Source organism: Vibrio sp. 1S139 (genome assembly GCF_041439475.1).
Classification (GTDB): domain Bacteria; phylum Pseudomonadota; class Gammaproteobacteria; order Enterobacterales; family Vibrionaceae; genus Vibrio; species Vibrio crassostreae_C.
Genome location: NZ_JBGOOD010000026.1, coordinates 35,185 through 59,937 on the forward strand (window position 1 = coordinate 35,185; position 24,753 = coordinate 59,937).

16 protein-coding genes and 1 tRNA gene are annotated in these 24,753 nt (G+C 44.9%); 12 read left to right on the forward strand and 5 right to left on the reverse strand.

Annotated elements, in window-relative coordinates; all coding sequences use genetic code 11:
* The first annotated feature begins 32 nt into the window (after positions 1-32).
* The 10 genes from ACED46_RS10810 (at position 33) to ACED46_RS10855 (ending at position 15,087) form a co-directional block, all read left to right on the forward strand.
* Positions 33-692, forward strand: a complete 660-nt coding sequence (locus ACED46_RS10810) for a TetR/AcrR family transcriptional regulator (RefSeq protein WP_017062933.1) — start codon at positions 33-35, stop codon at positions 690-692.
* On the forward strand, positions 692-2,029 hold the full coding sequence (locus ACED46_RS10815) for an efflux RND transporter periplasmic adaptor subunit (protein WP_371721431.1): 1,338 nt from the start codon (positions 692-694) through the stop codon (positions 2,027-2,029). The genes ACED46_RS10810 and ACED46_RS10815 overlap by 1 nt, the downstream gene beginning before the upstream one ends.
* The gene (locus ACED46_RS10820; protein ID WP_102393665.1) at positions 2,026-5,133 is read left to right on the forward strand and encodes an efflux RND transporter permease subunit; all 3,108 of its coding nucleotides are present in this window, start codon (positions 2,026-2,028) and stop codon (positions 5,131-5,133) included. Before ACED46_RS10815 ends, ACED46_RS10820 begins: the two co-directional genes overlap by 4 nt.
* Positions 5,134-5,426: 293 nt before the next feature.
* Entirely contained in the window at positions 5,427-5,951 is a 525-nt protein-coding gene (locus ACED46_RS10825) for a phosphatase PAP2 family protein (RefSeq protein ID WP_017068816.1), read from the forward strand.
* Positions 5,952-6,005: 54 nt separating this feature from the next.
* Positions 6,006-7,061: an MJ1255/VC2487 family glycosyltransferase gene (locus ACED46_RS10830; protein WP_371721432.1), complete on the forward strand. Its 1,056-nt coding sequence runs from the start codon at positions 6,006-6,008 to the stop codon at positions 7,059-7,061.
* A gap of 345 nt (positions 7,062-7,406) precedes the next feature.
* A complete protein-coding gene (gene leuO, locus ACED46_RS10835) occupies positions 7,407-8,366 on the forward strand; it encodes a transcriptional regulator LeuO (RefSeq protein ID WP_371721433.1) in 960 nt (319 codons plus the stop codon).
* A gap of 201 nt (positions 8,367-8,567) precedes the next feature.
* Complete coding sequence (locus ACED46_RS10840; protein WP_017066937.1) at positions 8,568-10,376, forward strand: long-chain fatty acid--CoA ligase; 1,809 nt, start codon at positions 8,568-8,570, stop codon at positions 10,374-10,376.
* Positions 10,377-10,836: 460 nt separating this feature from the next.
* Positions 10,837-12,594 (forward strand): acetolactate synthase 3 large subunit, encoded by a 1,758-nt coding sequence (locus tag ACED46_RS10845; protein WP_017062926.1) that lies wholly within the window; start codon positions 10,837-10,839, stop codon positions 12,592-12,594.
* Position 12,595: 1 nt separating this feature from the next.
* On the forward strand, positions 12,596-13,090 hold the full coding sequence (gene ilvN, locus ACED46_RS10850; protein WP_008219984.1) for an acetolactate synthase small subunit: 495 nt from the start codon (positions 12,596-12,598) through the stop codon (positions 13,088-13,090).
* Between the two features lie 113 nt (positions 13,091-13,203).
* Entirely contained in the window at positions 13,204-15,087 is a 1,884-nt protein-coding gene (locus ACED46_RS10855; RefSeq protein WP_017068819.1) for a diguanylate cyclase, read from the forward strand.
* A gap of 583 nt (positions 15,088-15,670) precedes the next feature.
* On the opposite strand, the gene ACED46_RS10860 is transcribed toward ACED46_RS10855, so the two are convergent.
* On the reverse strand, positions 15,671-16,342 hold the full coding sequence (locus ACED46_RS10860; protein ID WP_136979312.1) for a GntR family transcriptional regulator: 672 nt from the start codon (positions 16,340-16,342) through the stop codon (positions 15,671-15,673).
* A 176-nt stretch (positions 16,343-16,518) separates the two neighbouring features.
* Positions 16,519-17,931, reverse strand: a complete 1,413-nt coding sequence (gene pykF, locus ACED46_RS10865) for a pyruvate kinase PykF (RefSeq protein WP_017061403.1) — start codon at positions 17,929-17,931, stop codon at positions 16,519-16,521.
* A gap of 429 nt (positions 17,932-18,360) precedes the next feature.
* Between pykF and ACED46_RS10870 the strand changes: the two genes are divergently transcribed.
* Together ACED46_RS10870 and glmS are read left to right on the forward strand one after the other, a co-directional pair.
* Entirely contained in the window at positions 18,361-19,131 is a 771-nt protein-coding gene (locus ACED46_RS10870) for a DeoR/GlpR family DNA-binding transcription regulator (protein ID WP_017061404.1), read from the forward strand.
* Positions 19,132-19,238: 107 nt separating this feature from the next.
* The gene (glmS, locus tag ACED46_RS10875) at positions 19,239-21,071 is read left to right on the forward strand and encodes a glutamine--fructose-6-phosphate transaminase (isomerizing) (protein WP_017067690.1); all 1,833 of its coding nucleotides are present in this window, start codon (positions 19,239-19,241) and stop codon (positions 21,069-21,071) included.
* Between the two features lie 102 nt (positions 21,072-21,173).
* Here glmS and ACED46_RS10880 read toward each other — a convergent pair whose 3' ends face one another.
* From ACED46_RS10880 to rpoD, 3 genes are all read right to left on the reverse strand, one after another.
* The gene (locus tag ACED46_RS10880; protein WP_017061406.1) at positions 21,174-22,442 is read right to left on the reverse strand and encodes an O-acetylhomoserine aminocarboxypropyltransferase/cysteine synthase family protein; all 1,269 of its coding nucleotides are present in this window, start codon (positions 22,440-22,442) and stop codon (positions 21,174-21,176) included.
* Positions 22,443-22,646: 204 nt separating this feature from the next.
* Positions 22,647-22,722 (reverse strand) — tRNA-Ile (locus tag ACED46_RS10885).
* A gap of 163 nt (positions 22,723-22,885) precedes the next feature.
* On the reverse strand, positions 22,886-24,730 hold the full coding sequence (rpoD, locus tag ACED46_RS10890) for an RNA polymerase sigma factor RpoD (RefSeq protein WP_017061407.1): 1,845 nt from the start codon (positions 24,728-24,730) through the stop codon (positions 22,886-22,888).
* Positions 24,731-24,753: the final 23 nt, after the last annotated feature.

Sequence of the window (24,753 nt, forward strand, 5' to 3'; positions counted from 1 at the left end):
CGTGTGATTAATTATAGGGATAGGTCTCAGTGATGGCAGCGCGTAAAGCAGGGCGACCTCAACAGAATCTAGATGTACGGCAGTTACTCATTGAGCACGCTCGAGATCTGTTCGTGGTTCAACCGTACGACAAGGTATCGACTCGCTTAGTTGCTGAGCGAGCGGGTGTGAATATTGCGATGATTCGCTATTACTTTGGCAGTAAAGCCGGATTGTTTGAGGCGATGCTGCGTGAAACATTACGCCCTATGCAATTACAAATGCAGAGACTCGTTGATGAAAGCAGTCATGAGAACTTTCTTGATTTAATGCGGACTTACTACAAAGAGATGGTCAAAGTGCCGAAGTTTCCTCGCTTGATAGCCCAAGTGATGAATATGCCTCCCTCTGAAGTGCAAAGAGAGTTGCTCGAAAAGGTTTTCCTCGATGTTGCAAAGCCAGCCCAAGATGTCATTTTTGAAAAGTTGGTTGAACAAGGCATCTTAAAACAGAACATGGATCCAAAATTGTGCCGTATTTCGTATGTAAGCTTGATGGTGTTTCCTTTCATCGCTCCGCCGCCTTTATTGGCAATTCATGGGATTGAGATTAATGAAGAATTTCTTAATCGTTTAATCGAACACAACATTCAATTGATGACTGAAGGCTTTATTAACGCACCGAGCCCTTCTTCCGTGCAGGACCAAAGATAATGAAAATAAATAAAAAACTACTCTTCTTTCCGGCACTTGCGGTTGGTGTCATTGGCCTTGTGGTTGCGATTAACTTGAAGCCGGATCTTCCAACCAAGCCTGCGGGTAATAGAGCTCGCTTAGTTGACACAGTAAGCCTAGAGCAACAACTGATAGCACCGTTAGCGGTTGGTTTTGGCAAAGTGGTGCCGAAAGTCGAATGGAAAGCGATTGCCGAGGTGACAGGACAGATCGTTTATCGCCATCCAGATCTTGAGAAAGGTCAGGTGATCCCTGCGGGAACGGTCGTGCTCAAGGTTGATCCATTGGATTACGAATTGAAGCTGATACAAGCAGAGGCGGATCTAAAATCAAGCCAAACCTCATTAGCAAAATTGAATCAAGAAGAAGACAACCTGAATCAGACTCTTAAGATCGAAAAGAATCGCTTAGTGATCAGCAACAAAGAGCTACAACGTAAACAAGATCTGCGTAAGAAAGGGCTGACTTCTCAATCGGATGTCGACCTGCAACAACAAAGTGCTTTATCTCAACAGAAGCTAGTGCTAGATATCGCGAACCAAATCGCTTTAATGCCAGATGAAAAACGTGTTGCGGAAGCGGTGATTAAGGTCAACGTGTCTAAAGTAAAAGAGGCGCAGCGCTCTCTCGATAAGACCACCATCATTTTGCCAAGAGCAATGAGAATTGCTCAGGTTGATATCGAACAAAATCAAGTAGTTAACCTTCAGCAGGAGATGTTTATTGCTCACGGGATTAATGTCATGGAAGTAGAGGCGCAACTTTCTATTCACGATATGCAAACTTTAGCCTCCAGCTTTAACCAATTTCCTCGCGATGCTGCAGGAATCCCTAATCCTTATGAAGCGCCAATCAAAGCAAGCATTCAACTTAACAGCGGCAACCTGAACCTCAGTTGGCCAGCGAAGGTGGCAAGAATCAGCGAAACAGTTGATGAAAACCAAGCGACGGCGGGGATTATTCTCGAGATCGCTCAAGATTACTCACAATTGCAACCAGACAGCGCGACGCCTTTGGTTAACGGTATGTTTGTCAAAGCTGAGATTGAAGGTGTAGCAAATCTAAGTTGGGTGTTGCCTGAACGAGCGCTACATGGTGACAAAATTTATCTAATGGACGATAACTCTCGTCTGAAAATGGTGAATGTTGAAGTGCTTTATCGTAGAGACAACCAAGTGGTTGTGAACGGGGAGCTTCAAACGGGCGACAAACTGGTTCTCAATGACTTATTACCAGCCATTGAAGGCATGTTACTCAAAGAATCGGGCTCAAAAGAAGTGGCACTTGAACCTGATACTCAGGAGAGTGCGTCATGATCAAGTTCTTTTCTAGGCACCCAACAGCGGCAAACTTGTTGATGCTTGGGTTATTGATCATGGGTATCAGCTCATTATCAACCATCAAGCGTGAAACCTTCCCCGCTTATGATCCGCCTTATATTATGGCTGCCATCGTTTATCCCGGTGCATCACCACAAGAAGTGGAAGAAAGCTTGTGTGTACGAATGGAAGATGCAGTAGACGGCTTAGCTAACATTGAAGAGACTCAGTGTGAAGCCATCGAAGGTAGCGCACGTCTAATCCTGAAGTTGAATGAGAAAGCGGATATCGGCCGAATGCTGGTGGATGTACAAACTCAAATCAACTCGATCAATGATTTCCCGACTGAGATTGAATCGCCAGTTGTTCAAGAATTGGATTGGAATGAACCGGTTGTTGATATCGCCATCACAGCAGAAACGTCGTGGCCAGAGCTTAAGGCCTACGCTGAAGACCTCAAACGTATCATGAAGCTTGATTATGATGTTTCACTGGTCGATGTTAGCGGTTTCTCTGATCATCAATACCGTGTTGAACTGGATACCCAAGCCATTCGTCAGCTGGGTTTGAGCGTCGGTGATATTGCGGATCAGATTGGCCGTCAAAATGTAAAACTGCCGAGCGGTAACGTTGAAACACCAGACAAGAACTTTCTGATTCGTTTCGACGAGAGACGTATTACACCAGTTGAACTGGAAAGTATCGTGGTTGGTTCTGCGCCTAATGGATCAGTGATCCGTCTGAGGGACATTGCAAAAATAACCGACCGCTTTGAGCTTGATGAACAGAAGGTGTTGTTTGATGGCAAGCCATCGGCTCTGTTGAAAATCAGTAAAAACAAAGAAGATGATGCGCTACGAATCAAAGAGAACGTGACGCGTTTCGTTGAAGATCAGAGCGCGATTGCCCCTGATGGCGTGACGCTACAAATGACCAACGATCTCTCCTCTGTGCTTTGGGATCGTCTAACCATGATGGTGAGCAATGGCTGGCAAGGTATTGTGCTGGTGTTCGCCACCATGTGGCTGTTCTTCAGCTTACGTTATTCATTTTGGGTGGCGGCAGGGTTGCCAGTGGCCTTCCTTGGTGGCTTGTTCTTAATGGCCAACCTTGGTTTGTCGATCAACATTATGTCGCTGGTCGGGTTGTTAATGGCAATCGGTATTATGATGGATGACGCCATCGTGATAGCCGAATCGATAGCCTCCCACTTAGATAGGGGACAAAGCGTCGATGATGCGGTGTACAACGGCGTTAAGAAAGTGCTTCCCGGAGTGTTGTCTTCTTTCCTAACCACGGTGTGTATTTTCGGTAGTTTACTGTTTCTTGATGGTGAGATGGGCGCGGTGCTTAAGGCCGTTCCTCAAGTCTTGATTTTGGTGCTGTCGTTGAGCTTGATTGAAGCCTTCTTGATTCTACCTAATCACCTATCTCATTCATTACATAAAGAAAAGAATGACAAGCCAGCGCTGCGTTTTAAGGTTGTGTTACTTGAGAAATTCGAGAACTTTCGTAATACCACTTTGATGAACATGGTTGAGAAAGTCGTGACCTTCCGTTATGCCTTTATGGGCGGAGTGATTACGCTGTTGTTACTTTCGGTCGCCTTGATTGCTGGTGGTGTTGTCAAATTCCAACCGTTCCCTGAGTTGGATGGCGATATTGCCGAGGCGCGTATCATTCTTCCGCCGGGGGCGTCACTGTCTCAAACCGAGATAGTGGTCGATAAGATTGTTGCATCAGCCGAGCGTTTAAATGCGCAGTGGAGCGAAGAGGTCGAAGAAGGCAACACCTTGGTTGAGCACATTACTAGCCAATTTAATGCCAACGCAGATGCCAACGAATCTGGTCCGCACTTAGCTACCGTGCGCTTAGACTTACGCGGAGCTGAGAGCCGTAACACGGTTATTGATGACTTTATTGATGCATGGCGAGAAGACATCGGTGACTTGGCTGATCCTATCTCGTTAGTTTTCAAGCAACCGACCATGGGACCGGGCGGCCGTGCGATTGAGATTCGTGCTAAGCATGATGACCTGAGCGCATTGAAATCGGCTTCTTTGGATATTCAGGAATACCTTAATCAGTTTGATGGCGTGCACGGCGTGCTGGATGACATGCGTATGGGTAAAGAAGAGATTTTGGTGAAGCTGCGTCCGGGCGCTGAGACCTACAATGTGAATGGACAGATGATCGCTTCCCAATTACGTGCGGCTTTCTTTGGTCAGACAGCGGATGAGATTCAAATCGGTGTTGAGAATATCTCGATTGAAGTTCGTCTTGATAAAGAACAAGCGGGTGATTTACAGCAGCTGGCTAACTTCCCAATCATTACCGCAGATGGCAGTCAGATCCCGCTAGCAACGTTGGCGACATTAGATTTCCAGCGTAACTACGTGCGAATTCAGCGTATTGATGGGCTGAGAACCATCAGTATTTTTGGTGATATTGATAATAAGAAAGCGAGTTCATCCGCGATTTTGGCTCAGTTCCAAAAAGATGAAGCCGCCAAACTTATTCAGAAGTACCCGGGTTTACGCTTTGATTTCGAAGGGGAGGCCAAGGATGCAGCCAAGACTGGCGCTTCGATGGGCAAAGGATTCTTGCTCGGCTTATTCGGCGTGTTTGCGATTCTTAGCTATCAGTTCAGAAGCTATTTAGAGCCTGTGGTCGTGATGTTAGCGATTCCACTCGCTTTTATTGGGGTGGTCGTTGGTCACTGGATACTTGGCCATTCTTTGAGTATGCCAAGCATGATGGGCTTTGTGTCGCTTGCCGGTATTGTGGTTAATGATTCCATCTTGTTGGTGCAGTACATTCGTCACCATGTCGATGAGGGAGATAGCGTGCATGACTCGGTGGTGAAAGCCAGTCGCGAGCGTTTCCGAGCGGTATTCTTGACCTCAATGACGACTGCGGCAGGTTTGCTACCGCTGTTGACGGAAACCAGCTTACAGGCTCAGGTTATCCAGCCACTGGTTATTTCGATCGTATTCGGCATATTTGCCTCGACCTTATTAGTATTGTTTATGATCCCAGCGGCCTACGCGATATTGGCGGATTTCGGTTTGGTTAAAAAGCACGAGCCACTAGCGCTATAGCCTTTAGCGTTTAATTATTTGCGAGCTCTATTATCATTAGCGAACGCTATAACCATTAACACGATAGAAGTAGCGTTTGCTTGCTTATATAAAGAATTGAAAACATAGAAGAATAAAGCGGCCTTGGGTCGCTTTATTTTTATCGGTCGCTTCTATCGCCATCCTGACTTGATCCATTGACCAGCCTATCAAGCATGGGAAATTTCATTTTAGTTCATTCAAAACGTCACTTAACTGTCATTTGTTGAGCATAACTTGAGCCTTAACTGAATAAGGATTGTTAAGGAGATCGTATGCGTACTATCGAACCTATTGTCCGCTGGGATGTGGCATTTTCTGTTTTCTGTTTAAACAACCGCTATGGCGGGCAACATGCAACGCTCAGTAAAGCGGTGTCTCATACTGGAGATGGACACCTTTATGTTTTGATTGCCTTGATTGCACTGCTGGCCGATAGCAACACCGGTCGAGACTTTCTATTGGTGGGCTTAACCGCCTTCGCAATCGAACTGCCTATTTACTGGTTTGCTAAAAATACCCTCAAGCGCCGTCGACCAGCTGAATTCTCTTCACTACTTCACTCTCATATTGTGCCATCCGATAAATACAGCCTGCCTTCAGGGCATTCCGCTGCTGCTTTTGTTATGGCGACCTTAATTGGACATTTCTATCCGAGCTTGTACCTCTTTAGCTTGGTGTGGGCAACTGCGATTGCAGGCTCTCGAATCCTGCTCGGTGTGCACTTTTTAACGGATGTATTGATTGGCGCAGCTTTGGGCATCGCTTGTACTAGCCTTGCTATCAGCTTCATCCTGTAATTATTTTGTTGGCAACCACTGCCGAGTTTAAGTGGCAAACTTAAAGGAACATGCATGAAAATTTTATATGGCGTACAAGGCACAGGAAATGGGCACATCGCTCGAGCGAGAGCAATGGCCGTCGCTTTTCGTCAGCAAAATATTGATGTCGATTTTCTGTTCTCTGGGCGAGATGAGAGCAAATACTTTTCGATGGAAGCGTTTGGCAACTATCAGACCCGCAGCGGCTTAACTTTTTACAGCGAGCAGGGGCAGGTCAAATACGGCAAAACATTCATGAAGAACAACATCTGGCGATTTCTCCGTGAGATTAACCAGATCGATCTTACGCCTTATGACTTAGTGATTAATGATTTTGAGCCTGTCACTGCATGGGCGGCTAAGAGACAAGGTGTGCCATGCATTGGGATAAGCCACCAGAATGCGTTTCGTTATGATGTACCCAAAGAAGGGGGCAACTGGATTGAACATTCAGTGATTCAACATTTCGCCCCAACCGAGCACTCTATTGGCTTGCACTGGTATCACTTTGAACAGCCGATTTTGCCGCCTATCGTTCACACGCTGGTTGGTGAGCAACAAACCAAAACAGCACAAGACTTTACGTTGGTCTATTTGCCATTTGAGGAGCTTGAGTCGATCTCAGAGCTGCTGATGAAGTTCATTTCGCAAAACTTTGTCTGTTACCACCCGGATGTGATTGAGCATAGCCGAGTTGAAAATATTGAGTTCAAACCACTGAGTCATGCGGGCTTTCAATTCGACCTCAATCAGTGCTCTGGTGTGGTCGCAAATGGCGGCTTTGAATTGCCATCTGAAGCCTTAACCTTAGGGAAGAAATTGCTTCTCAAACCACTCGAAGGGCAGTTCGAACAACAGAGCAATGTGGCGACGCTAGAGGCCCTTGGGTTAGCTCAAACCATGACGTTTTTAGATGCGGCTATCTTGCGTGCTTGGCTCAGTGAAAAACAGGCCGAAGTGGTCACCTATCCAGACGTGGCAAGTGCACTCGTTGAGTGGGTATTAGCAGGGAATTGGTCTAATCAAGATGATTTAAGAAAGCAACTTTGGGACAAGGTCGACTTTCCAAGTTATGCATCGCTCACCTAACTCATAAGTGCTATTTCTAAATTGACCGGTTGAACAATTCACGAGTTCAATAAATTGTAACAAATGTAACCAAACGATAGAACAGCTAAATAAGTCGAAATTAAACTCATAAGTGACGCATTTTATGTTTTTTTATAACTCTATAAATAATTGATTTTTAGATGTTGTTTAATCATTAAGGTAAATAAAATTATTCTTTATCAATCTTGTTGGTAGCTCGAGATGCATTGGTTAATAGTAATGTCAATCCGAAAAACATCGGTCTGATAAATATAAGAATTAGTGGTTATCTATTCTCATACCATTACCAATTTAACGCTGTTGAACCGACAAGAGGCAACTTGAATGTTAGATAAGAAAGACGCAATGAGTGCTATTGCAAGCTACAGAATGGAAAGCACACTTCGTGGAGTCGACTTAAATCTTTTGACTGTATTTGATGCAGTTATGCAAGAGCAAAACATTACACGTGCAGCTCACAATCTGGGTATGTCTCAGCCTGCTGTAAGTAACGCTGTTGCTCGTCTAAAAGTGATGTTTAACGACGAACTATTCATGCGCCAAGGTCGTGGTATTCAACCGACTCAACGTGCTCGTCAGTTGTTTGGTCCTATCCGCCAAGCGCTACAGTTAGTACGCAACGAACTACCAAGTTCTGTGTTCTCTCCAGAGTCGTCTTCTCGCCTGTTCAAACTTGCGATTTGCAGCCCTTGTGACATGCGTTTTGCACCTAAGATTATGTCGACAATTAACGAGCAAGCACCAAGCGTTAAACTGCACATGGACGCTGAGTTCGATCGTCAGCTTTCTGAGCGTATGCGCTGCCAAGAAATCGACTTCGTGATCGATTACGCTCGCTTTGATGAGCAAGGTTTCTCAAGCACTGAAATCTTCCAAGATGAGTTGGTTGTTGTCGCTTCTGCTTCTCACCCACGCATTAACGGTGAAGTAACAGCGGCAGAGCTGCTTAACGAAAAGCACGCGAAATTGTCTCGTATCCACGGTCAACGTAGCTTCTCTGAGCAAGCTTACCGTGACCTAGATTGCACGCCTTTCTACGAAGGTACGAGCTTGAGCAACGTTCTTTACGTTGTAGGCCAGTCTGAACTAGTAACAATTGCTCCTCGTTGGATGGTAGAACATGCAGCAAACAAAGAGCAGCTTCAGATTCTAGATTTCCCATTCGATAATTCGGCGATTTCTGGCTTCCTAAGCTGGCACGAATCAAGTGAAAAGGATAAAGGACACATTTGGTTACGAGATCAGTTAATGATGATCTGTGGCGAAGTAGTGGCGCTTAACTAAGCACTAAACTCTATGATTTATAAGCCCTAAGCTGGGAGTCTGGCTTGGGGCTTTTTTGTACCTGCTATTTTTGTTGATAGAAAACTTAGCGTGATACGTACTATTACTTATAACTTTGAGCTTCATCAGTTGCCTTTTCCATGATCAGAGGTACACTTGTGCGCTCAAAAAAGCTTACAGGTGTAAGCCAAAGGTAAAGAGATGGCCAATTTAGATTTTCATATCGTAAAAAGACTTCGTGACCAAATTGCCCAAGGCGGCAACCGTACAGCTTTGAAGCACAAAGTAGATAATGTATGGCAAGGTATTAGCTGGCAGCAGTTTGGACAACAAATCGATACGCTTTCATTAGCACTGTTGGCTCAAGGACTGAGAGTTCAGGATAAGATCGGTATCTATTCGAACAATATGCCTCAATGGACCGTGGCAGATTTTGCATCGTTACAAGCACGCCTTGTGACTGTGCCGATTTATCCAACGAATACAGCAGCACAGTCTTCTTACATCATCCAAAATGCAGATGTGAAGATCTTATTCGTTGGTGAGCAAGTTCAATTCGATGCGGCGGTTAGCCTGTTTGAAGAGTGCGAGCAGCTAGAAGTTGTTGTGGCTATGTCTGATGACATCGACCTGCAAGGACACAGCTTTGCCGTATCTTGGAATGACTTCATGGCGCGTGGCGTTGAAGCACAACAAGCTGAACTTGACGTGCGTCTTGCTGATGCAAGCATGGACGACCTGCTGACTCTTATCTATACCTCTGGTACCACAGGTCAGCCAAAAGGCGTAATGCTTGATTACACCAACATTGGCTACCAGTTAGAAGGCCACGATGAGCGCCTTAGCCTGAGCAAAGACGATGTCTCATTGTGTTTCCTACCGTTATCACACGTATTTGAGCGTGCTTGGACGTTCTACGTTCTTTATAAAGGCGCAACCAACTGCTACCTGCAAGATACGATGCAAGTGCGTGATGCGCTAAGTGATGTGAAACCTACTGTAATGTGTGCGGTTCCACGCTTCTACGAGAAGATCTTCTCTGCGATTCACGAGAAGGTATCTAAAGCACCATTTATTCGTAAAGTGCTATTTACTTGGGCGGTGAACATGGGAGCAAAGCTTTCAGTTTGTCACCAAGAAGGTCGTACTCCATCGTTGATGCTGAAGAAGAGCCATGCGCTAGCTGATAAGCTTGTGCTATCTAAACTGCGCGCTCTACTCGGCGGTAACATCAACTTCATGCCTTGTGGTGGAGCTAAGTTAGATGAAACCATCGGTCGCTTCTTCCATGCTATCGGTATCAACGTAAAACTTGGCTACGGCATGACAGAAACCACGGCAACAGTATCGTGCTGGGATGACCGCTGTTTTAACCCTGATTCAATTGGTATGTCGATGCCGGGCGCAGAAGTTAAGATTGGTGCTAAGGACGAGATTCTTGTTCGCGGTCCAATGGTGATGCGTGGCTACTACAAGATGCCAGAAGAGACAGCTAAGACATTCGATGAGCACGGTTTCTTGAAAACCGGTGATGCGGGTCATTTTGATGAAAATGGTAACCTGTTCATTACTGATCGTATCAAAGAGCTGATGAAAACTTCTGGTGGTAAGTATATTGCCCCGCAAGTGGTTGAAGGTGCGATTGGTAAAGATCACTTTATCGAACAGATTGCTGTTATCGCTGATACACGCAAATTCGTTTCTGCGCTGATTGTTCCTTGTTATGACTCGCTAGAAGAGTACGCCAAAGAGCTTAATATCAAGTATCACGATCGCGTTGAACTTGTTAAGCACCACCAAATCGTCGAGATGCTAGAAAAGCGTGTGAATGACCTACAGCAAGAACTGGCTAAGTTTGAGCAAGTGAAGAAATTCAAACTGCTACCAAAAGCATTTTCTATGGATGATGGTGAACTGACACCAACTCAAAAATTGCGTCGTAAAGTTATCAACGATAAGTATCAAGACGAAATCGAAGAAATGTACAACGAAAAGCCTAAAGATAAGTAGTTTTCTGCTTAGATAAATTTTCAGTTGTTTAAAAATCCCCCTACGAATGTGATTGCATTTTTAGGGGGATTTTTTGTATCTAATGACACAGCACAATGTGCGAAAGCGCACACCAGCAAGCTCGCGGTTTATCGATAAATAGCGATCTATTAAAATATTAAGTGCTTTTTTTTGTTCGCTAACTAGTGTTTAAACCTGGCGTAGGGGGCTGAGTTGGGTTTTATTTAATGCTTTGAGCTAATAGTTGGTTTTTTGGCACAGTTGCCGAATAACAGGTGTTAGACCAGATGATAATAAAGCGTTAAAGTTGTTTCGTATTACTGTTTGTTGTTATCACGACAGACAGCCATAGCCGAAAAAGTGGAAGTATTTCGAATTAGGCTACGAATAAGCCCTAGACTATGAAAAACCAGCCCAACATGTTCACCAAATATGATTGGAAACTGGTGAGGAGAGCAATATGACAACAAAACCTGAAACAGCCATGTCATCCGGCGCTGAAATGTTATCCGGCGCTGAGATGGTGGTGCAGTCTCTAATTGAAGAGGGTGTAGAACAAATCTTTGGTTACCCAGGTGGTTCTGTACTTGATATCTACGATGCGTTGCATGCTAAAACTGCTGAAATTAAACACGTATTAGTGCGACACGAACAAGCCGCTACCCACATGGCAGATGGCTATACTCGTTCTACCGGTAAACCGGGTGTAGTACTTGTGTGTTCTGGTCCAGGTGCGACCAATACCGTTACTGGTATTGCAACCGCCTACATGGACTCAATCCCAATGATTGTTATTTCTGGTAACGTACCAAATAACCTCATTGGTAATGACGCCTTCCAAGAGTGTGACATCGTGGGTGTATCACGCCCGATCGTTAAACACAGCTTCTTAGTTAAGAAAGCGGAAGATATCCCTGAAGTCGTTAAAAAAGCATTCTATATTTCAACGACAGGGCGTCCCGGTCCTGTGGTTATTGATCTGCCGAAAGATATCTTAAACCCACAAATCAAGCTTCCTTATGAATACCCAGAAACGCTCAAAATGCGTTCGTATAACCCAACGGTTACGGGTCATAAAGGTCAGATCAAAAAGGCGCTAAAAGCCCTTCTTGAAGCGAAGAAGCCGGTACTTTATGTCGGTGGTGGTGCGGTTATTTCTGAGGCAGATAAGCCGCTGTTAAAATTAGCAGAGGCACTGAATTTACCTGTGGTAAGCACCCTAATGGGGCTTGGCGCTTTCCCTGGCACCCATAAGAACTCTTTGGGTATGTTAGGCATGCATGGTTTATATGAAGCCAATATGGCGATGCACAATGCGGATTTGATCTTTGGTATTGGCGTACGTTTCGATGATCGAACGACTAATAACCTAGATAAGTACTGCCCTGATGCGAAGATCATGCACATTGATATCGACCCATCTTCGATCTCTAAGAACGTAAAAGTGGATCTACCGATTGTAGGTTCTGCTGAAAAGGTTCTAGAGAGCATGGTGAACTTGCTCGTTGAGCAAGGCGGCACTAACGATGCAGAAGCGATTGAAAGCTGGTGGAGTGAAATCAAGCAGTGGCAAGAGCGTGACTGCCTAGCTTACGAGAAATCGTCTGAGCGCATCAAACCACAGCAAGTAATTGAAACACTGCATAAAGTAACCAATGGCGATGCCTATGTTGCTTCTGACGTAGGTCAACACCAAATGTTTGCTGCTTTATACTACCCGTTTAACAAGCCACGTCGTTGGATTAACTCTGGTGGTCTAGGCACGATGGGCTTTGGCCTGCCTGCTGGTATGGGCGTTAAGTTTGCTAAGCCAGATGAAGAGGTGGTTGTGGTAACCGGTGACGGCAGCATTCAAATGAATATCCAAGAGCTGTCGACTGCGCTGCAATACAATATCCCGGTTAAGATTATTAACCTTAACAACCGTTTCCTAGGCATGGTAAAACAGTGGCAAGACATTGTTTATCAAGGCCGTTACTCTAACTCATATATGGACTCTGTTCCTGATTTTGCTGCTATCGCTGAGGCTTATGGCCACGTTGGTATGCGCATTTCATCTCCGGATGAATTGGAATCAGGTTTGGAAAAAGCACTGGCGATGAAAGACCGTTTGGTATTTGTCGATATTAGTGTGGATGACACCGAGCACGTATACCCAATGCAGATCAAAGGCGAGGGTATGGATAACATGTGGCTAAGCAAAACGGAGAGAACATAATATGAGACACATTATTTCACTACTAATGGAAAACCAACCTGGTGCGCTTTCTCGTGTGGTTGGCTTGTTTTCTCAGCGTGGCTACAACATCGAGTCTTTGAACGTATCTCCAACCGATGATCCGACGCTGTCTCGTTTGAACGTCACTACTAACTCGAGCGAAATGCAGCTTGAGCAGATTCAGAAACAACTGCATAAGCTAATCGACGTACTTAAAGTACAAGAAGTGTCTGAACTTGAACACATTGAACGTGAGCTGTTGATGGTAAAAGTACGTGCGAGCGGCTTTGCTCGTGCGGAAGTGAAGCGCACAGCGGATATCTTCCGTGGTCAGATCGTTGATGTTACGGCTTCTCAATATACGGTTCAAATGGCGGGTACTAGCGAGAAACTGGATGCCTTCATTCAGGCGCTGTCTGAAGTGACGGAAGTGCTTGAAGTAGCTCGAAGTGGTGTTGTTGGCATCGCACGAGGCGAACGTGCGTTGAAAGCCTAGACGATAAGTCTTTAAAAAATAACTTTAAAGCCGCTTTTTTAAGCGGCTTTTATTTTGTTAATTTTTTAGAGTGCTATAATCCCGCGCTGCACTTCCATTCATCTGAGTTAGCAATGCGAAATAAAAAATCAATAATTACATTGCTGATTATCTCTATCATATTGTCTTCTGCAGTATGTCTGTATTATTTGCAGCGCTACAAAGAAGTAAAACAGCAGAGCTTTGACTACTCAGCTAAGCAAGCCGTTCATCAGTTAGTGTATGCCAAGCGAGATTATGATCTTCTCAAGACTCAGTTAGTCTCGGTCATGGAGCTACTCAGTCATAGCCAGAGCTTGGTTAACTTTGCTTCCTCTCCCTCAGACCAAACCAAACATCTACTTGAAGAGGTCTGGCAATCTGTTCTCGTGAACCAGAAGTGGTATACACAAATCCATCTGTTAGATGTCACTGGCAAAGAATTGGTGCGTGTTAACTACTCCTCTGATACCGGTAGAGTGACGTTTCCTCAACAGCTGCAAGATAGGTCGGATTCTAACTACTTCCAATACGCTCAAAAACTAGAAGCCGAACAGATTGGCGGTTGGGGTATTGAGCTTGAAACTGAGCATGGTGAAGTCACCTTCCCTTATTCGCCGGTAATCCGTGTCTTTACCCCAGTAGAAACCCCTGACGAAAGAGTAGGCTACCTCGTCATCAATCTTGATGTATGGGGCTTATCGTCGCGTCTGAGCTTTTCACCAGATAACGATCTTAGAGCAGAAGTTCTCAATGACGCGGGTTACTTCATCGCGAGTAACAACAGCGGTAAGTTGTTCGGAGACTCTATTCCTGAAAGAAAAGGCTATAACCTGAAAAATATCGCGCCGAAGACGTGGGATGCGATCTCCAATGATCAGGTGGGATACGTTTTTGAAGATGGTAATTTGTTTGCCTTTAACACGGTTATGCTCGCGAACAGTCAAAAGGTCCATTTACTGATTCAACTTAATCAAAAGCAACTGATGGATCGGGCTGAGCGTGATCTAGATGATTTGGCCCATGAAGAGATCATTGTTCTGATTACGGTGCTGATATTCGCTTTCCCGTTTGCTTACCTGGTGACGCACTGCCGACGCCGAAGCCTAGAGAGTAAATTGGCACGAGCCGCATTGAATGGTATGTCGGCAGTGATGATCTCTGACAAGCAGCACCGCACAATGATGATCAACAACGAATTTGAGAACATGACTGGGTACTGCAAAAAACAGGTGATCGGTCAAAATGCATTGCAGTTGCTGCTTGAGAATACCGACCAAGTGCTCTCAAGCTCGGCTATTTGGAGTCATTTAGAGCAAGAAGAAGTATGGGAAGGGGAGGTTCAGTGTAAGAACAAGCTGCGTATTCCTTTTACTGCGATCATGCGAGTGCATGCGGTCAAAAACAATTCAGGCAAAGTCAGTTACTACATCACCTCGTTGGTTGATATTTCCGTAAGGAAGGAGCTTGAGGTACGTTTGAGGATTTTAAGTGAACGTGACTCTTTGAGTAATCTCTGGAACCGACGAAAATTCGAAGAGCAGCTGGCCTACTATTCTCGCTTAGTTGAGCGTTACCCGATCGAAGCGACCACCTGCTTAGCCTTGGTGGACATCGATAACTTCAAGCGAATCAATGATGAGCTTGGCCACGACGAAGGTGACCGTGTGATCGCTGGTGTTGCTAAACTTCTGCAAGATAGCCTTCGTGGGACGGACTTTGTTGCACGTGTCGGAGGAGAAGAGTTTGCACTCTTGATGCCACACACGTCTCTGCCAGAAGCAAAGCGCGTATTGGATCGCTTGCGAATAGAGATTGAACTGGCAGCCGGAACTAAGGTAACGGTGAGTGTTGGCTTTACTGATTTAACAAGTAACAGTACTCGCTCATACAAGTGTGCCGATGTTGCGCTTTACGAATCTAAATCGTCTGGTCGTAATACGGTCTCTATGTGTCCTAGCTACGATGATGTCGCTTAGGTTCGCTTCTATCTAGTCCTGTCTTCTATTTCCTTCACCTCTTCAAGTCGCGGCCCGACTCCTTTTTCCTTCCCCTCTTTTTATTAGGAATCTCACTTTTGAGCGACCTATGTCACAAAATCTATACAGTTAGACTAAAGTCTAATGCTGGTGAAAATTTGAGCTAAAATGAACAGTAAGTAAACTACTTTGCTTCAGATTACATCGTGTTAAACGATGCAATAAATAGAGTGTTTACCAGATGTAAAAGGATGACACCGTTAACTTAATTCAGCTGGTTAGCTAGCCTTATCAATAACTTGAAAGGCAGCAGTAGAATTAGGTTAGCTGGAGCAAGAGTTTGGGGATCATACAGTCTGGTTAAAAGAGGCGTGGTATGTTTGTCGATTTTTTAGTTAGGTTAACCATAGGCACATTAGCCATTCTTGGCTTTCAACTTAGTGCATTGTATTTTTTACCTATGGTTGTGCTGCTCAATACTCATCACAAAGAGTTTTTTGGGTGGTAGTTCAGTCGTGGTACTGGAAACAAAAAAACGGAGCCGCTGGGCTCCGTTTTTATTTGGTTAGAATCTATCTTGGCATCATGCCGCTTCGATAACTTCTTCAATTCGTTTCATTGAACCTAGTAAGTGTTGATCAAGCAGTTCTGTTGCTTGTTCTACATTCTTAGAGAGTACTAGTTTCATGATCATTTCGTGCTCATCAATATTGAACAGATCATCAGATGCGCTTTCTGCAGACATAGCGAGGAAGCGGTAACGTTTCACTTGGTTAATTAGGTCATCAAAGAACTTAAACATGTTCTCTGAATCTGCACCTTCAAGCAGTGCGACATGGAATTGCTGGTGGCGCTCTTCCCATTCTACACAGTCAAACTCTTCAGATACGTACTGTACTCGCGATAGTTTATGGTAAGACGTTAGTACATCCAGTTCCCAGCTCTCATCACCTGCTGCAATCGCTTTTTTAAGCAGAACCGATGATACAACACGAAGGCTTTCGTATAGGTCATTCAGTTCTTTCTTTGATACAGGAGATACCCAGCAGCCTTTTTGTGGCTCTAGCTTTACGTATTTGCTCCAAGATAACTGTACCAAGGCTTCGCGAATAGGGGATGCGCCAACGTTGTAGCGTGCTTTTAGATCAGCAACAACAAGCTTTTGGCCTGGGGTTAACTCACCATTAAGAATATCTTGGCGAATCATCTTTGATACTTTTTCAGTGAGCGTAGGACTAGACATTACAAACCTCATCTATATATGATTTCTAGTCTGCTAATCCGTCTCTTAGAAAGAGTCAATTGGAGGTTAACAGTACGTAGTTCTATTGCGATTGATAATACAGCGTACTGAAAAGTTAGGCAAGATTTTGTTTCATAAAAAAAGAGGGCCGAAGCCCTCTTTTATATTTTATGCGAATCGGTTCATTCTTATAGAACGTGAACAGATGCCGTGTTTGTAGTACCAGAAGCTACTAGAGCACCAGAAACCATAACTACGATGTCGCCTTTGTTACCTAGGCCAGATTGTAGAGCGATTTCTTTACCGTTGATGTAGAACGCGTCTGTGTTCTCGATAGAGTCAACAAGAACTGGCTTAACACCTTTAGTAAGAACTAGCTGTGCAGCTGTCTTTTCGTTAGTTGTTAGAGCTAGGATGTTTGCAGTTGGGAAGTACTTACGTACTGAACGTGCAGATTTACCGCCTTCAGTTGCAACAACGATTAGAGGAGCAGCTAGCTTCTCTGCTGTGTCTACAGCGCCTTTACATACTGCTTCAGTGATACGTAGACGTGGGCTGTCTAGACGAGAACCTAGCTCAGCTTTAAGAGCTGAATCAGTACGGTTCGCGATTTGAGCCATGATAGTAACAGCTTCAACTGGGTACTTACCTTTAGCAGTTTCACCAGAAAGCATTACTGCATCAGTACCATCCATGATTGCGTTCGCAACGTCACCCGCTTCAGCACGAGTTGGACGTGGGTTGCTGATCATAGAGTCAAGCATTTGAGTTGCTGTGATAACCATCTTACGTGCGCGGTTACACTTCTCGATCATCATCTTCTGAGCGAAGATTACTTCTTCAGCTGGGATTTCAACACCTAGGTCACCACGAGCAACCATGATGCCGTCAGAAGCTTCAAGGATTGAATCGAAGTTATCAACACCTTCTTGGTTTTCAATCTTAGAAATGATGTGGATGTTCTCGCCGCCGTTAGCGTTTAGAAGCTCACGGATTTCTTTAACGTCTTCTTCTTTACGGATGAAAGAAGCAGCAACGAAATCAACGCCTTGCTCACAGCCAAACTTAAGGTCAGCTTTGTCTTTCTCAGAAAGAGCTGGAAGTTGAACAGAAACGCCAGGAAGGTTAACACCTTTGTTTTCGCCTAGAGCACCGTTGTTAAGAACTTTACACTTAACTTCAGTTTCTGTTGTTGCGATAACTTCCATTTCGATTAGGCCGTCATCAACAAGGATAGTGTTACCTGCTGTTAGGTCTTTAGCGAAACCTAGGTAAGTTACTGCTACTACGTCTTTGTTACCAACAACTGTTGCGTCAGTTGTGAAAGTGAACTCTTGACCAGCTACTAGATCTACGTCGTTACCATCTTCAAGTTTGATAGTACGGATTTCTGGACCTTTAGTATCTAGAAGGATAGCAAGTTGCTCACCTTTGTTTTCCATTACTTTACGGAAGTTCGCGATACGAGTGCCGTGCTCTGCGAAATCACCGTGAGAGAAGTTAAGACGCATAACGTTCATGCCAGCATCTACTAGTTCAGTTAGCTTCTCTACAGATTCAGTTTTAGGGCCAATCGTACATACGATTTTGGTCTTTTTCATGGAAGGTACTCTCCGGTAAGTATTGTTACAATTTGAAATTTATTTAAGTTCTGAAGATTGGTCCGCTACATCAACATTTTGTGCCTGTTGTGTAAAAGCGCGGGACTTCCAATATGTCCTTCAGAGTTGTAAGTCTTTCATCAATTTTAGTCATTTTATGACTAAAAGATTTTGATTCAATATCGGTTTTCTGTGACTTACCCCACTATATAGGGGGTAGGTTGCAAAAAAATAACAGTCAGTTTTGTAATTTTTTTTCTTTTCGGGTGCGGATTCTACCACCTAATGAGTTCAATATCACTGCTTAACAATTGTCTTAGGACAAGGTTTTATCGCTATTTATTAATTTTTTGGATCAAAATAAATGGACTAAATAGTTTCGTTGTAACTATAATATGTTTCATATCGAAACTTAATGGCCTTTTTTAAATGTCGAAACGAAACACCCAGCTCAGAAGACATGCAATTTCTAACCTAGTGAATGAAAAAGGGGAGGTTAGTGTTGATGAATTATCCGCTAAGTTCGAAACCTCAGAAGTCACTATTAGAAAGGACTTGGCGTCTTTAGAGAAAAACGGTCAGCTTTTACGCCGTTATGGTGGTGCGATTTCGTTACCGAAAGAGGTTGTCAACGAAGAACTGGGTCAACAAGTTTCGACTCGAAAGATTTCATTGGCAAAAGCCGCTGCAGATTTAATTCGCGACCATAACCGCATCGTGATCGATAGTGGCAGTACGACCGGTGCTCTAATTCAGCAGCTTAATGCTAAGCGTGGCTTGGTTGTTATGACCAACTCATTGCACGTTGCTAATGCGCTTAATGAGCTTGAAAGCGAGCCGACGTTATTAATGACTGGCGGCACTTGGGATACCCATTCGGACTCTTTCCAAGGCAAAGTTGCAGAGTCGGTACTTCGTGCTTACGATTTTGACCAACTATTTATTGGGGCTGATGGTATCGACCTCGATAGAGGCACAACCACGTTTAACGAACTGGTTGGCCTGAGCAAAGTAATGGCTGAAGTGTCACGAGAAGTGATCGTGATGGTTGAGTCGGAAAAGGTGGGACGAAAGATCCCGAACTTAGAGCTGGCATGGGAACACATTGACATCTTAATTACCGATACAGACTTAGGCGAAGAATCCAAAGCAAGTATCGAATCACATGATGTTCGAGTGATCCTGACCGATCCAGCGTAAAAACAAATTTAAGTATTATGCATTTACCTTCCTATAATTGATCTTAATGAAGATTTGGCCTTTGCTTGCTGCCAATAGGAATAAAACAAAATTGATGGAGTGAAACTATGTGTGGAATTGTTGGTGCAGTAGCACAGCGTGATGTAGCTGAAATTTTAGTAGAAGGCCTTCGTCGTCTAGAATACCGTGGCTACGATTCAGCTGGTGTCGCTGTCGTCGATACTGCATCTAACCTAACTCGTGTACGCCGCCTAGGTAAAGTACAAGAGCTAGCTGACGCAGTAGAAGAGCAACAAGTGATTGGCGGTACAGGTATCGCTCATACACGTTGGGCGACACATGGTGAGCCATCTGAAGCGAACGCACACCCGCACATGTCTGGTGATATTGCCGTTGTACACAATGGCATTATCGAAAACCACGAAGCACTGCGCGCTATGCTGCAAGAGCGTGGTTACGTATTTACTTCACAAACGGATACAGAAGTTATTGCTCACTTAGTTGAGTGGGAACTTCGCACTTCAGCTTCTTTGGTTGAAGCGCTACAGAAAACAGCAAAACAATTAGACGGTGCATACGGCACGGTAGCGGTTGATCGCAAAGATCCTAGCCGCATTGTTGTGGCTCGTTCTGGTAGCCCTATCGTTATCGGTTTTGGTGTCGGTGAGAACTTCTTGGCATCAGACCAACTTGCACTACTGAGCGTAACTCGTCGCTTCATGTATCTAGAAGAAGGTGATGTTGCTGAGGTAACTCGTCGTGATGTTACGGTATTTGATGTAGCGGGTGAGCGTGTTGAGCGTGAAATCGTTGAGTCAAACGCTGAACACGACGCAGGTGACAAAGGTCAATACCGCCACTTCATGCAGAAAGAGATCTTCGAGCAGCCAACAGCGCTGATCAATACAATGGAAGGCCGTATCTCTGATACTTCGGTTATCACTAACGCGATCGGCGTTAAAGCTGAAGAGATCCTAAGCAAGGTTGAACACGTGCAGATCATCGCATGTGGTACGTCTTACAACTCAGGCATGGCAGCGCGTTACTGGTTTGAATCTCTAGCTGGCGTAAGCTGTGACGTAGAGATTGCTTCTGAATTCCGTTACCGTGATTTCGTTGTTCGTCCGAACAGCCTATTGGTGACTCTGTCTCAATCTGGTGAAACGGCGGATACGCTTGCTGCACTTCGTCTTGCAAAAGAGAAGGGTTATATGTCTGCAATGACTATCTGTAACGTTGCGGGTTCTTCACTGGTTCGTGAATCTGATTTTGCCTTCATGACTCGCGCAGGAACAGAGATCGGTGTTGCTTCTACTAAAGCTTTCACAACTCAACTAGCAGCGATGCTGATGATGGTAACGTCAATTGGTCGTCTACAAGGTCGTATCAATGAAGAAAAAGAAGCGGAAATCGTTCAAGCACTTCACCAACTGCCTGCTGATATCGAGAAAGCATTAGCGTTCGATAAAGAAATTGAAGCACTGGCACCTGATTTTGCTGATAAGCATCACACACTGTTCTTGGGTCGTGGTGAGTTCTACCCAATCGCGATGGAAGCGTCTCTTAAACTGAAAGAGATCTCTTACATCCACGCAGAAGCATACGCAGCTGGTGAGCTTAAGCACGGTCCTTTGGCTCTTATCGATGCAGATATGCCTGTAGTCGTTATTGCACCAAGCAACGACTTGCTAGAGAAGCTGAAATCGAACGTTGAAGAAGTGCGTGCTCGTGGCGGTCTACTTTACGTATTCGCTGATGAAGATGCGGGCTTTGAAAGCGATGAGAACATGAAGATCATCAAGATGCCTCACGTAAGTGAAGTAACAGCGCCTATCTACTACACAGTACCGATGCAGCTGCTGTCTTACCATGTCGCACTAATAAAAGGTACCGACGTTGACCAACCTCGTAACCTAGCGAAAGCGGTAACAGTTGAGTAATCGACAGCTTACCTAAGATATAGATAATAAGAAGCCCATCCTGTGATGGGCTTTTTTATGTCTGTTACTTAACGATCAGTGTTAGAGCTAGCTGTAGCGTCATTAAGCGCTCAGTGCTTGCTCTAGGTCAGCCAAGATATCGTCAATGTGCTCGATACCTACTGATAGGCGAATCATCTCCGGTGATACACCGGCTTGTTTCTGTTCAGCTTCGCTTAGTTGACGGTGTGTCGTCGAAGCTGGGTGACAAGCGAGAGATTTCGCATCGCCAATGTTAACTAAGCGCTTGAAGATTTGCAGTGCATCATAGAAGCGAACACCGGCTTCATAACCGTCTTTTAAACCAAAAGATAGAATGGCCGATGGCTTACCTTGCATGTACTTTTCAGCGAGTGGATAGAATTCTGAATCAGGCAGGCCAGCGTAACTTACCCAACTGACTTTCTCGTGTTGCTTGAGGTATTCCGCTACTTTCAAGGCATTCTCTGTGTGTCGCTCCATGCGTAGCGACAACGTCTCCAAACCTTGCATCAACATGAAAGCATTCATTGGTGACAGTGCTGCACCTGTATTACGTAGGGGAACCGTTCTAGCACGACCAATAAACGCAGCCTCACCAAAGGCCTCGGTATAAACCACGCCATGATAAGAAGGCTCTGGCTGATTAAACACAGGGAAGCGGTCCTTGTGCTGTGCCCATGGGAATTTACCTGAGTCGACAATCACGCCACCTAACGTTGTACCGTGACCACCCACGTATTTAGTTAGTGAGTGCACCACGATGTCAGCACCAAAATCGATAGGTTTACACAGTACAGGCGTCGCCACCGTGTTATCAACAATCACAGGTACACCTTGTGCGTGAGCAAGTTCAGCAACACGCTCTAAGTCGATAATATTACCTGCTGGGTTACCGATACTTTCGCAGTAAACCGCCTTGGTTTTTTCGTCAATCAGTGCCGCTAAGCTTTCTGGTTTATCGTCTTTAGCAAAACGAACTTCGATCCCTTGGTTTGGCAGCATATGAGCAAATAGGGTGTAAGTACCACCGTAAAGCTGAGGTGTTGAAACAATGTTGTCACCGATTTGCGCCAACGTCTGAATCGCATAGTTGATCGCAGCACTGCCCGCACTTACCACTAAGCCTGCGATACCTCCTTCTAAGGCGGCCATGCGTTTTTCTAACACATCATTGGTTGGGTTCATTATGCGAGTGTAGATATTGCCTGGCACCGCAAGGTTGAAGAGGTCGGCGCCGTGTTGTGCGTCATCGAATTCGTACGCGACGGTTTGGTAGATTGGAGTGGCAACCGATTTGGTTGTTGGATCAGTGTCGTAACCGAAGTGAATCGAGAGTGTTTCGTCTTTCATGAGTCTTCCCTGAACTATTGAGCGATTTATGTACTCTCATATTGCCGATTTTTTTATAAAAGAAAAGTATGTTTAGTCACAGAGAGGCAATTGGAATTGTGTGCGGGACGATTCGTTTTTGGTTCGGAAGTGCAGGGTGTGATTGGTACTGAATCAGAAAAGCAAAAAGCCAGAGCAGCGTGAACTGTTCTGGCTTTTCTAATTTGGTGGCCCCTCCCAGACTTGAACTGGGGACCGAACGATTATGAGTCGTGCGCTCTAACCACTGAGCTAAGGGGCCGTAGGGCATAGATTATAGGGGAAGCGTTCAATGGTGTCTAGACACTATAAGGGGCAATTCCGCTTACATCTTAGCCACTTAAATCACACAGATAAAAAAAAGGTGAGCCAACGCTCACCTTTTCTTATTTATGCTTAAAAGCTAACCACACTTGAGTGTGCGATTACTCGTCTAGGAAGCTACGCAGAGTTTCTGAGCGGCTTGGGTGACGAAGTTTACGCAGTGCTTTTGCTTCGATCTGACGGATACGTTCACGAGTTACGTCGAACTGCTTGCCCACTTCTTCAAGAGTGTGGTCAGTGTTCATGTCGATACCGAAACGCATACGCAGTACTTTAGCTTCACGAGGTGTTAGGCCAGCAAGAACGTCTTTAGTTGCACCGCGTAGGCTTGTTGCCGTTGCAGAGTCTAAAGGTAGTTCTAACGTTGTATCCTCGATGAAATCACCTAGGTGCGAATCTTCGTCGTCACCGATTGGTGTTTCCATTGAGATTGGCTCTTTAGCGATTTTTAGTACTTTACGGATCTTGTCTTCAGGCATTTGCATGCGTTCAGCCAGTTCTTCCGGCAGTGGTTCACGACCCATCTCTTGTAGCATTTGACGAGAGATACGGTTTAGTTTGTTGATCGTTTCGATCATGTGAACCGGAATACGGATAGTACGAGCTTGGTCGGCAATCGAACGAGTGATTGCTTGACGGATCCACCAAGTAGCGTAAGTAGAGAACTTATAACCACGACGGTATTCAAACTTATCTACCGCTTTCATCAGACCGATGTTACCTTCTTGGATTAGATCCAGGAATTGTAGACCACGGTTTGTGTACTTCTTAGCAATCGAGATTACTAGACGTAAGTTCGCTTCAACCATCTCTTTCTTCGCACGACGAGCTTTCGCTTCACCGATAGACATACGACGGCTGATATCTTTGATGCTTTGAACAGTAAGAGACGTTTCACGTTCGATCATATCCAGTTTTTGGATAGAGCGACGGATGTCGTGCTCGTTACGTTTGATCTTTTCTGCGTATGGCTTGTCTGAAGCAAGAACTTCATCCAACCATGCTTCGCTAGATTCGTTACCAGTAAATAGAGCAATGAAAGATTTCTTCGGCATTTTGCCGTACTCAACCGTTTGACGCATGATTAGGCGTTCTTGAGTACGTACGCGATCCATAGAGTTACGCAGTTCGTTTACTAGGTAATCAAACTGTTTTGGTGTTAGACGGAACTCTTTGAATACGTCTTGCATCATTGTCGTTGCAAGCGTTGCTTTCGGGCTTTCATGGCCGTACTCGTTGATCGCTAGCTGACGGTTCTGGTAGCTAGTACGAAGCGCTGTGAACTTCTCAAGAGCAAGCTCAGGATCGATACCTGTATCTTCTTCTTCCTCTTCCTCGTCGTCTTCAGCGTCTTCTTTGTCTTCGTCTTCCAGATCAGTTTCAGCAAGTTCTGAACCGATGTGAGTCGCCGTTGGCGCAGCTGTGCCATCGTCGTCTGGGTCAACAAAGCCATTGATTAGGTCTGTTAAGCGAATCTCTTCTGCTTGTACGCGGTCAAACTGTTCCAAGATGTATGGAATAGTGCCTGGGTACTCAGCAACCGATAGTTGAACTGTATTGATACCATCTTCAATACGTTTCGCAATGTCGATTTCGCCTTCACGAGTCAGTAGTTCAACCGTACCCATTTCACGCATGTACATACGAACTGGGTCAGTAGTACGGCCAATCTCGCTTTCTACGCTTGAAAGCGCAGCAGCTGCAGCTTCGGCTGCATCTTCATCTATATTGGCATCGTCATCATTAAGTGCTAGATCATCAGCATCAGGTGCAGTTTCAACTACCTTGATACCCATGTCGTTGATCATTTGAATGATGTCTTCTACCTGTTCAGAATCCACGATTTCTGCAGGTAGGTGGTCGTTTACTTCGGCGTAGGTCAGATAGCCTTGTTCCTTGCCTTTAATAACAAGTAATTTAAGCTGTGACTGCGGATTTTGATCCATAGATGATATCCAACTTCAGGTCT

Bases quoted from the DNA above. Each gene is read 5' to 3' on its own strand.
- ACED46_RS10845 (WP_017062926.1), top strand. From the start codon at position 10,837: ATGACAACAAAACCTGAAACAGCCATGTCATCCGGCGCTGAAATGTTA.
- ACED46_RS10855 (WP_017068819.1), top strand. From the start codon at position 13,204: ATGCGAAATAAAAAATCAATAATTACATTGCTGATTATCTCTATCATA.
- ilvN (WP_008219984.1), top strand. From the start codon at position 12,596: ATGAGACACATTATTTCACTACTAATGGAAAACCAACCTGGTGCGCTT.
- rpoD (WP_017061407.1), bottom strand. From the start codon at position 24,730: ATGGATCAAAATCCGCAGTCACAGCTTAAATTACTTGTTATTAAAGGC.
- glmS (WP_017067690.1), top strand. From the start codon at position 19,239: ATGTGTGGAATTGTTGGTGCAGTAGCACAGCGTGATGTAGCTGAAATT.
- ACED46_RS10840 (WP_017066937.1), top strand. From the start codon at position 8,568: ATGGCCAATTTAGATTTTCATATCGTAAAAAGACTTCGTGACCAAATT.
- ACED46_RS10810 (WP_017062933.1), top strand. From the start codon at position 33: ATGGCAGCGCGTAAAGCAGGGCGACCTCAACAGAATCTAGATGTACGG.
- leuO (WP_371721433.1), top strand. From the start codon at position 7,407: ATGTTAGATAAGAAAGACGCAATGAGTGCTATTGCAAGCTACAGAATG.
- pykF (WP_017061403.1), bottom strand. From the start codon at position 17,931: ATGAAAAAGACCAAAATCGTATGTACGATTGGCCCTAAAACTGAATCT.
- ACED46_RS10830 (WP_371721432.1), top strand. From the start codon at position 6,006: ATGAAAATTTTATATGGCGTACAAGGCACAGGAAATGGGCACATCGCT.
- ACED46_RS10825 (WP_017068816.1), top strand. From the start codon at position 5,427: ATGCGTACTATCGAACCTATTGTCCGCTGGGATGTGGCATTTTCTGTT.
- ACED46_RS10860 (WP_136979312.1), bottom strand. From the start codon at position 16,342: ATGAGGTTTGTAATGTCTAGTCCTACGCTCACTGAAAAAGTATCAAAG.
- ACED46_RS10820 (WP_102393665.1), top strand. From the start codon at position 2,026: ATGATCAAGTTCTTTTCTAGGCACCCAACAGCGGCAAACTTGTTGATG.
- ACED46_RS10815 (WP_371721431.1), top strand. From the start codon at position 692: ATGAAAATAAATAAAAAACTACTCTTCTTTCCGGCACTTGCGGTTGGT.
- ACED46_RS10870 (WP_017061404.1), top strand. From the start codon at position 18,361: ATGTCGAAACGAAACACCCAGCTCAGAAGACATGCAATTTCTAACCTA.
- ACED46_RS10880 (WP_017061406.1), bottom strand. From the start codon at position 22,442: ATGAAAGACGAAACACTCTCGATTCACTTCGGTTACGACACTGATCCA.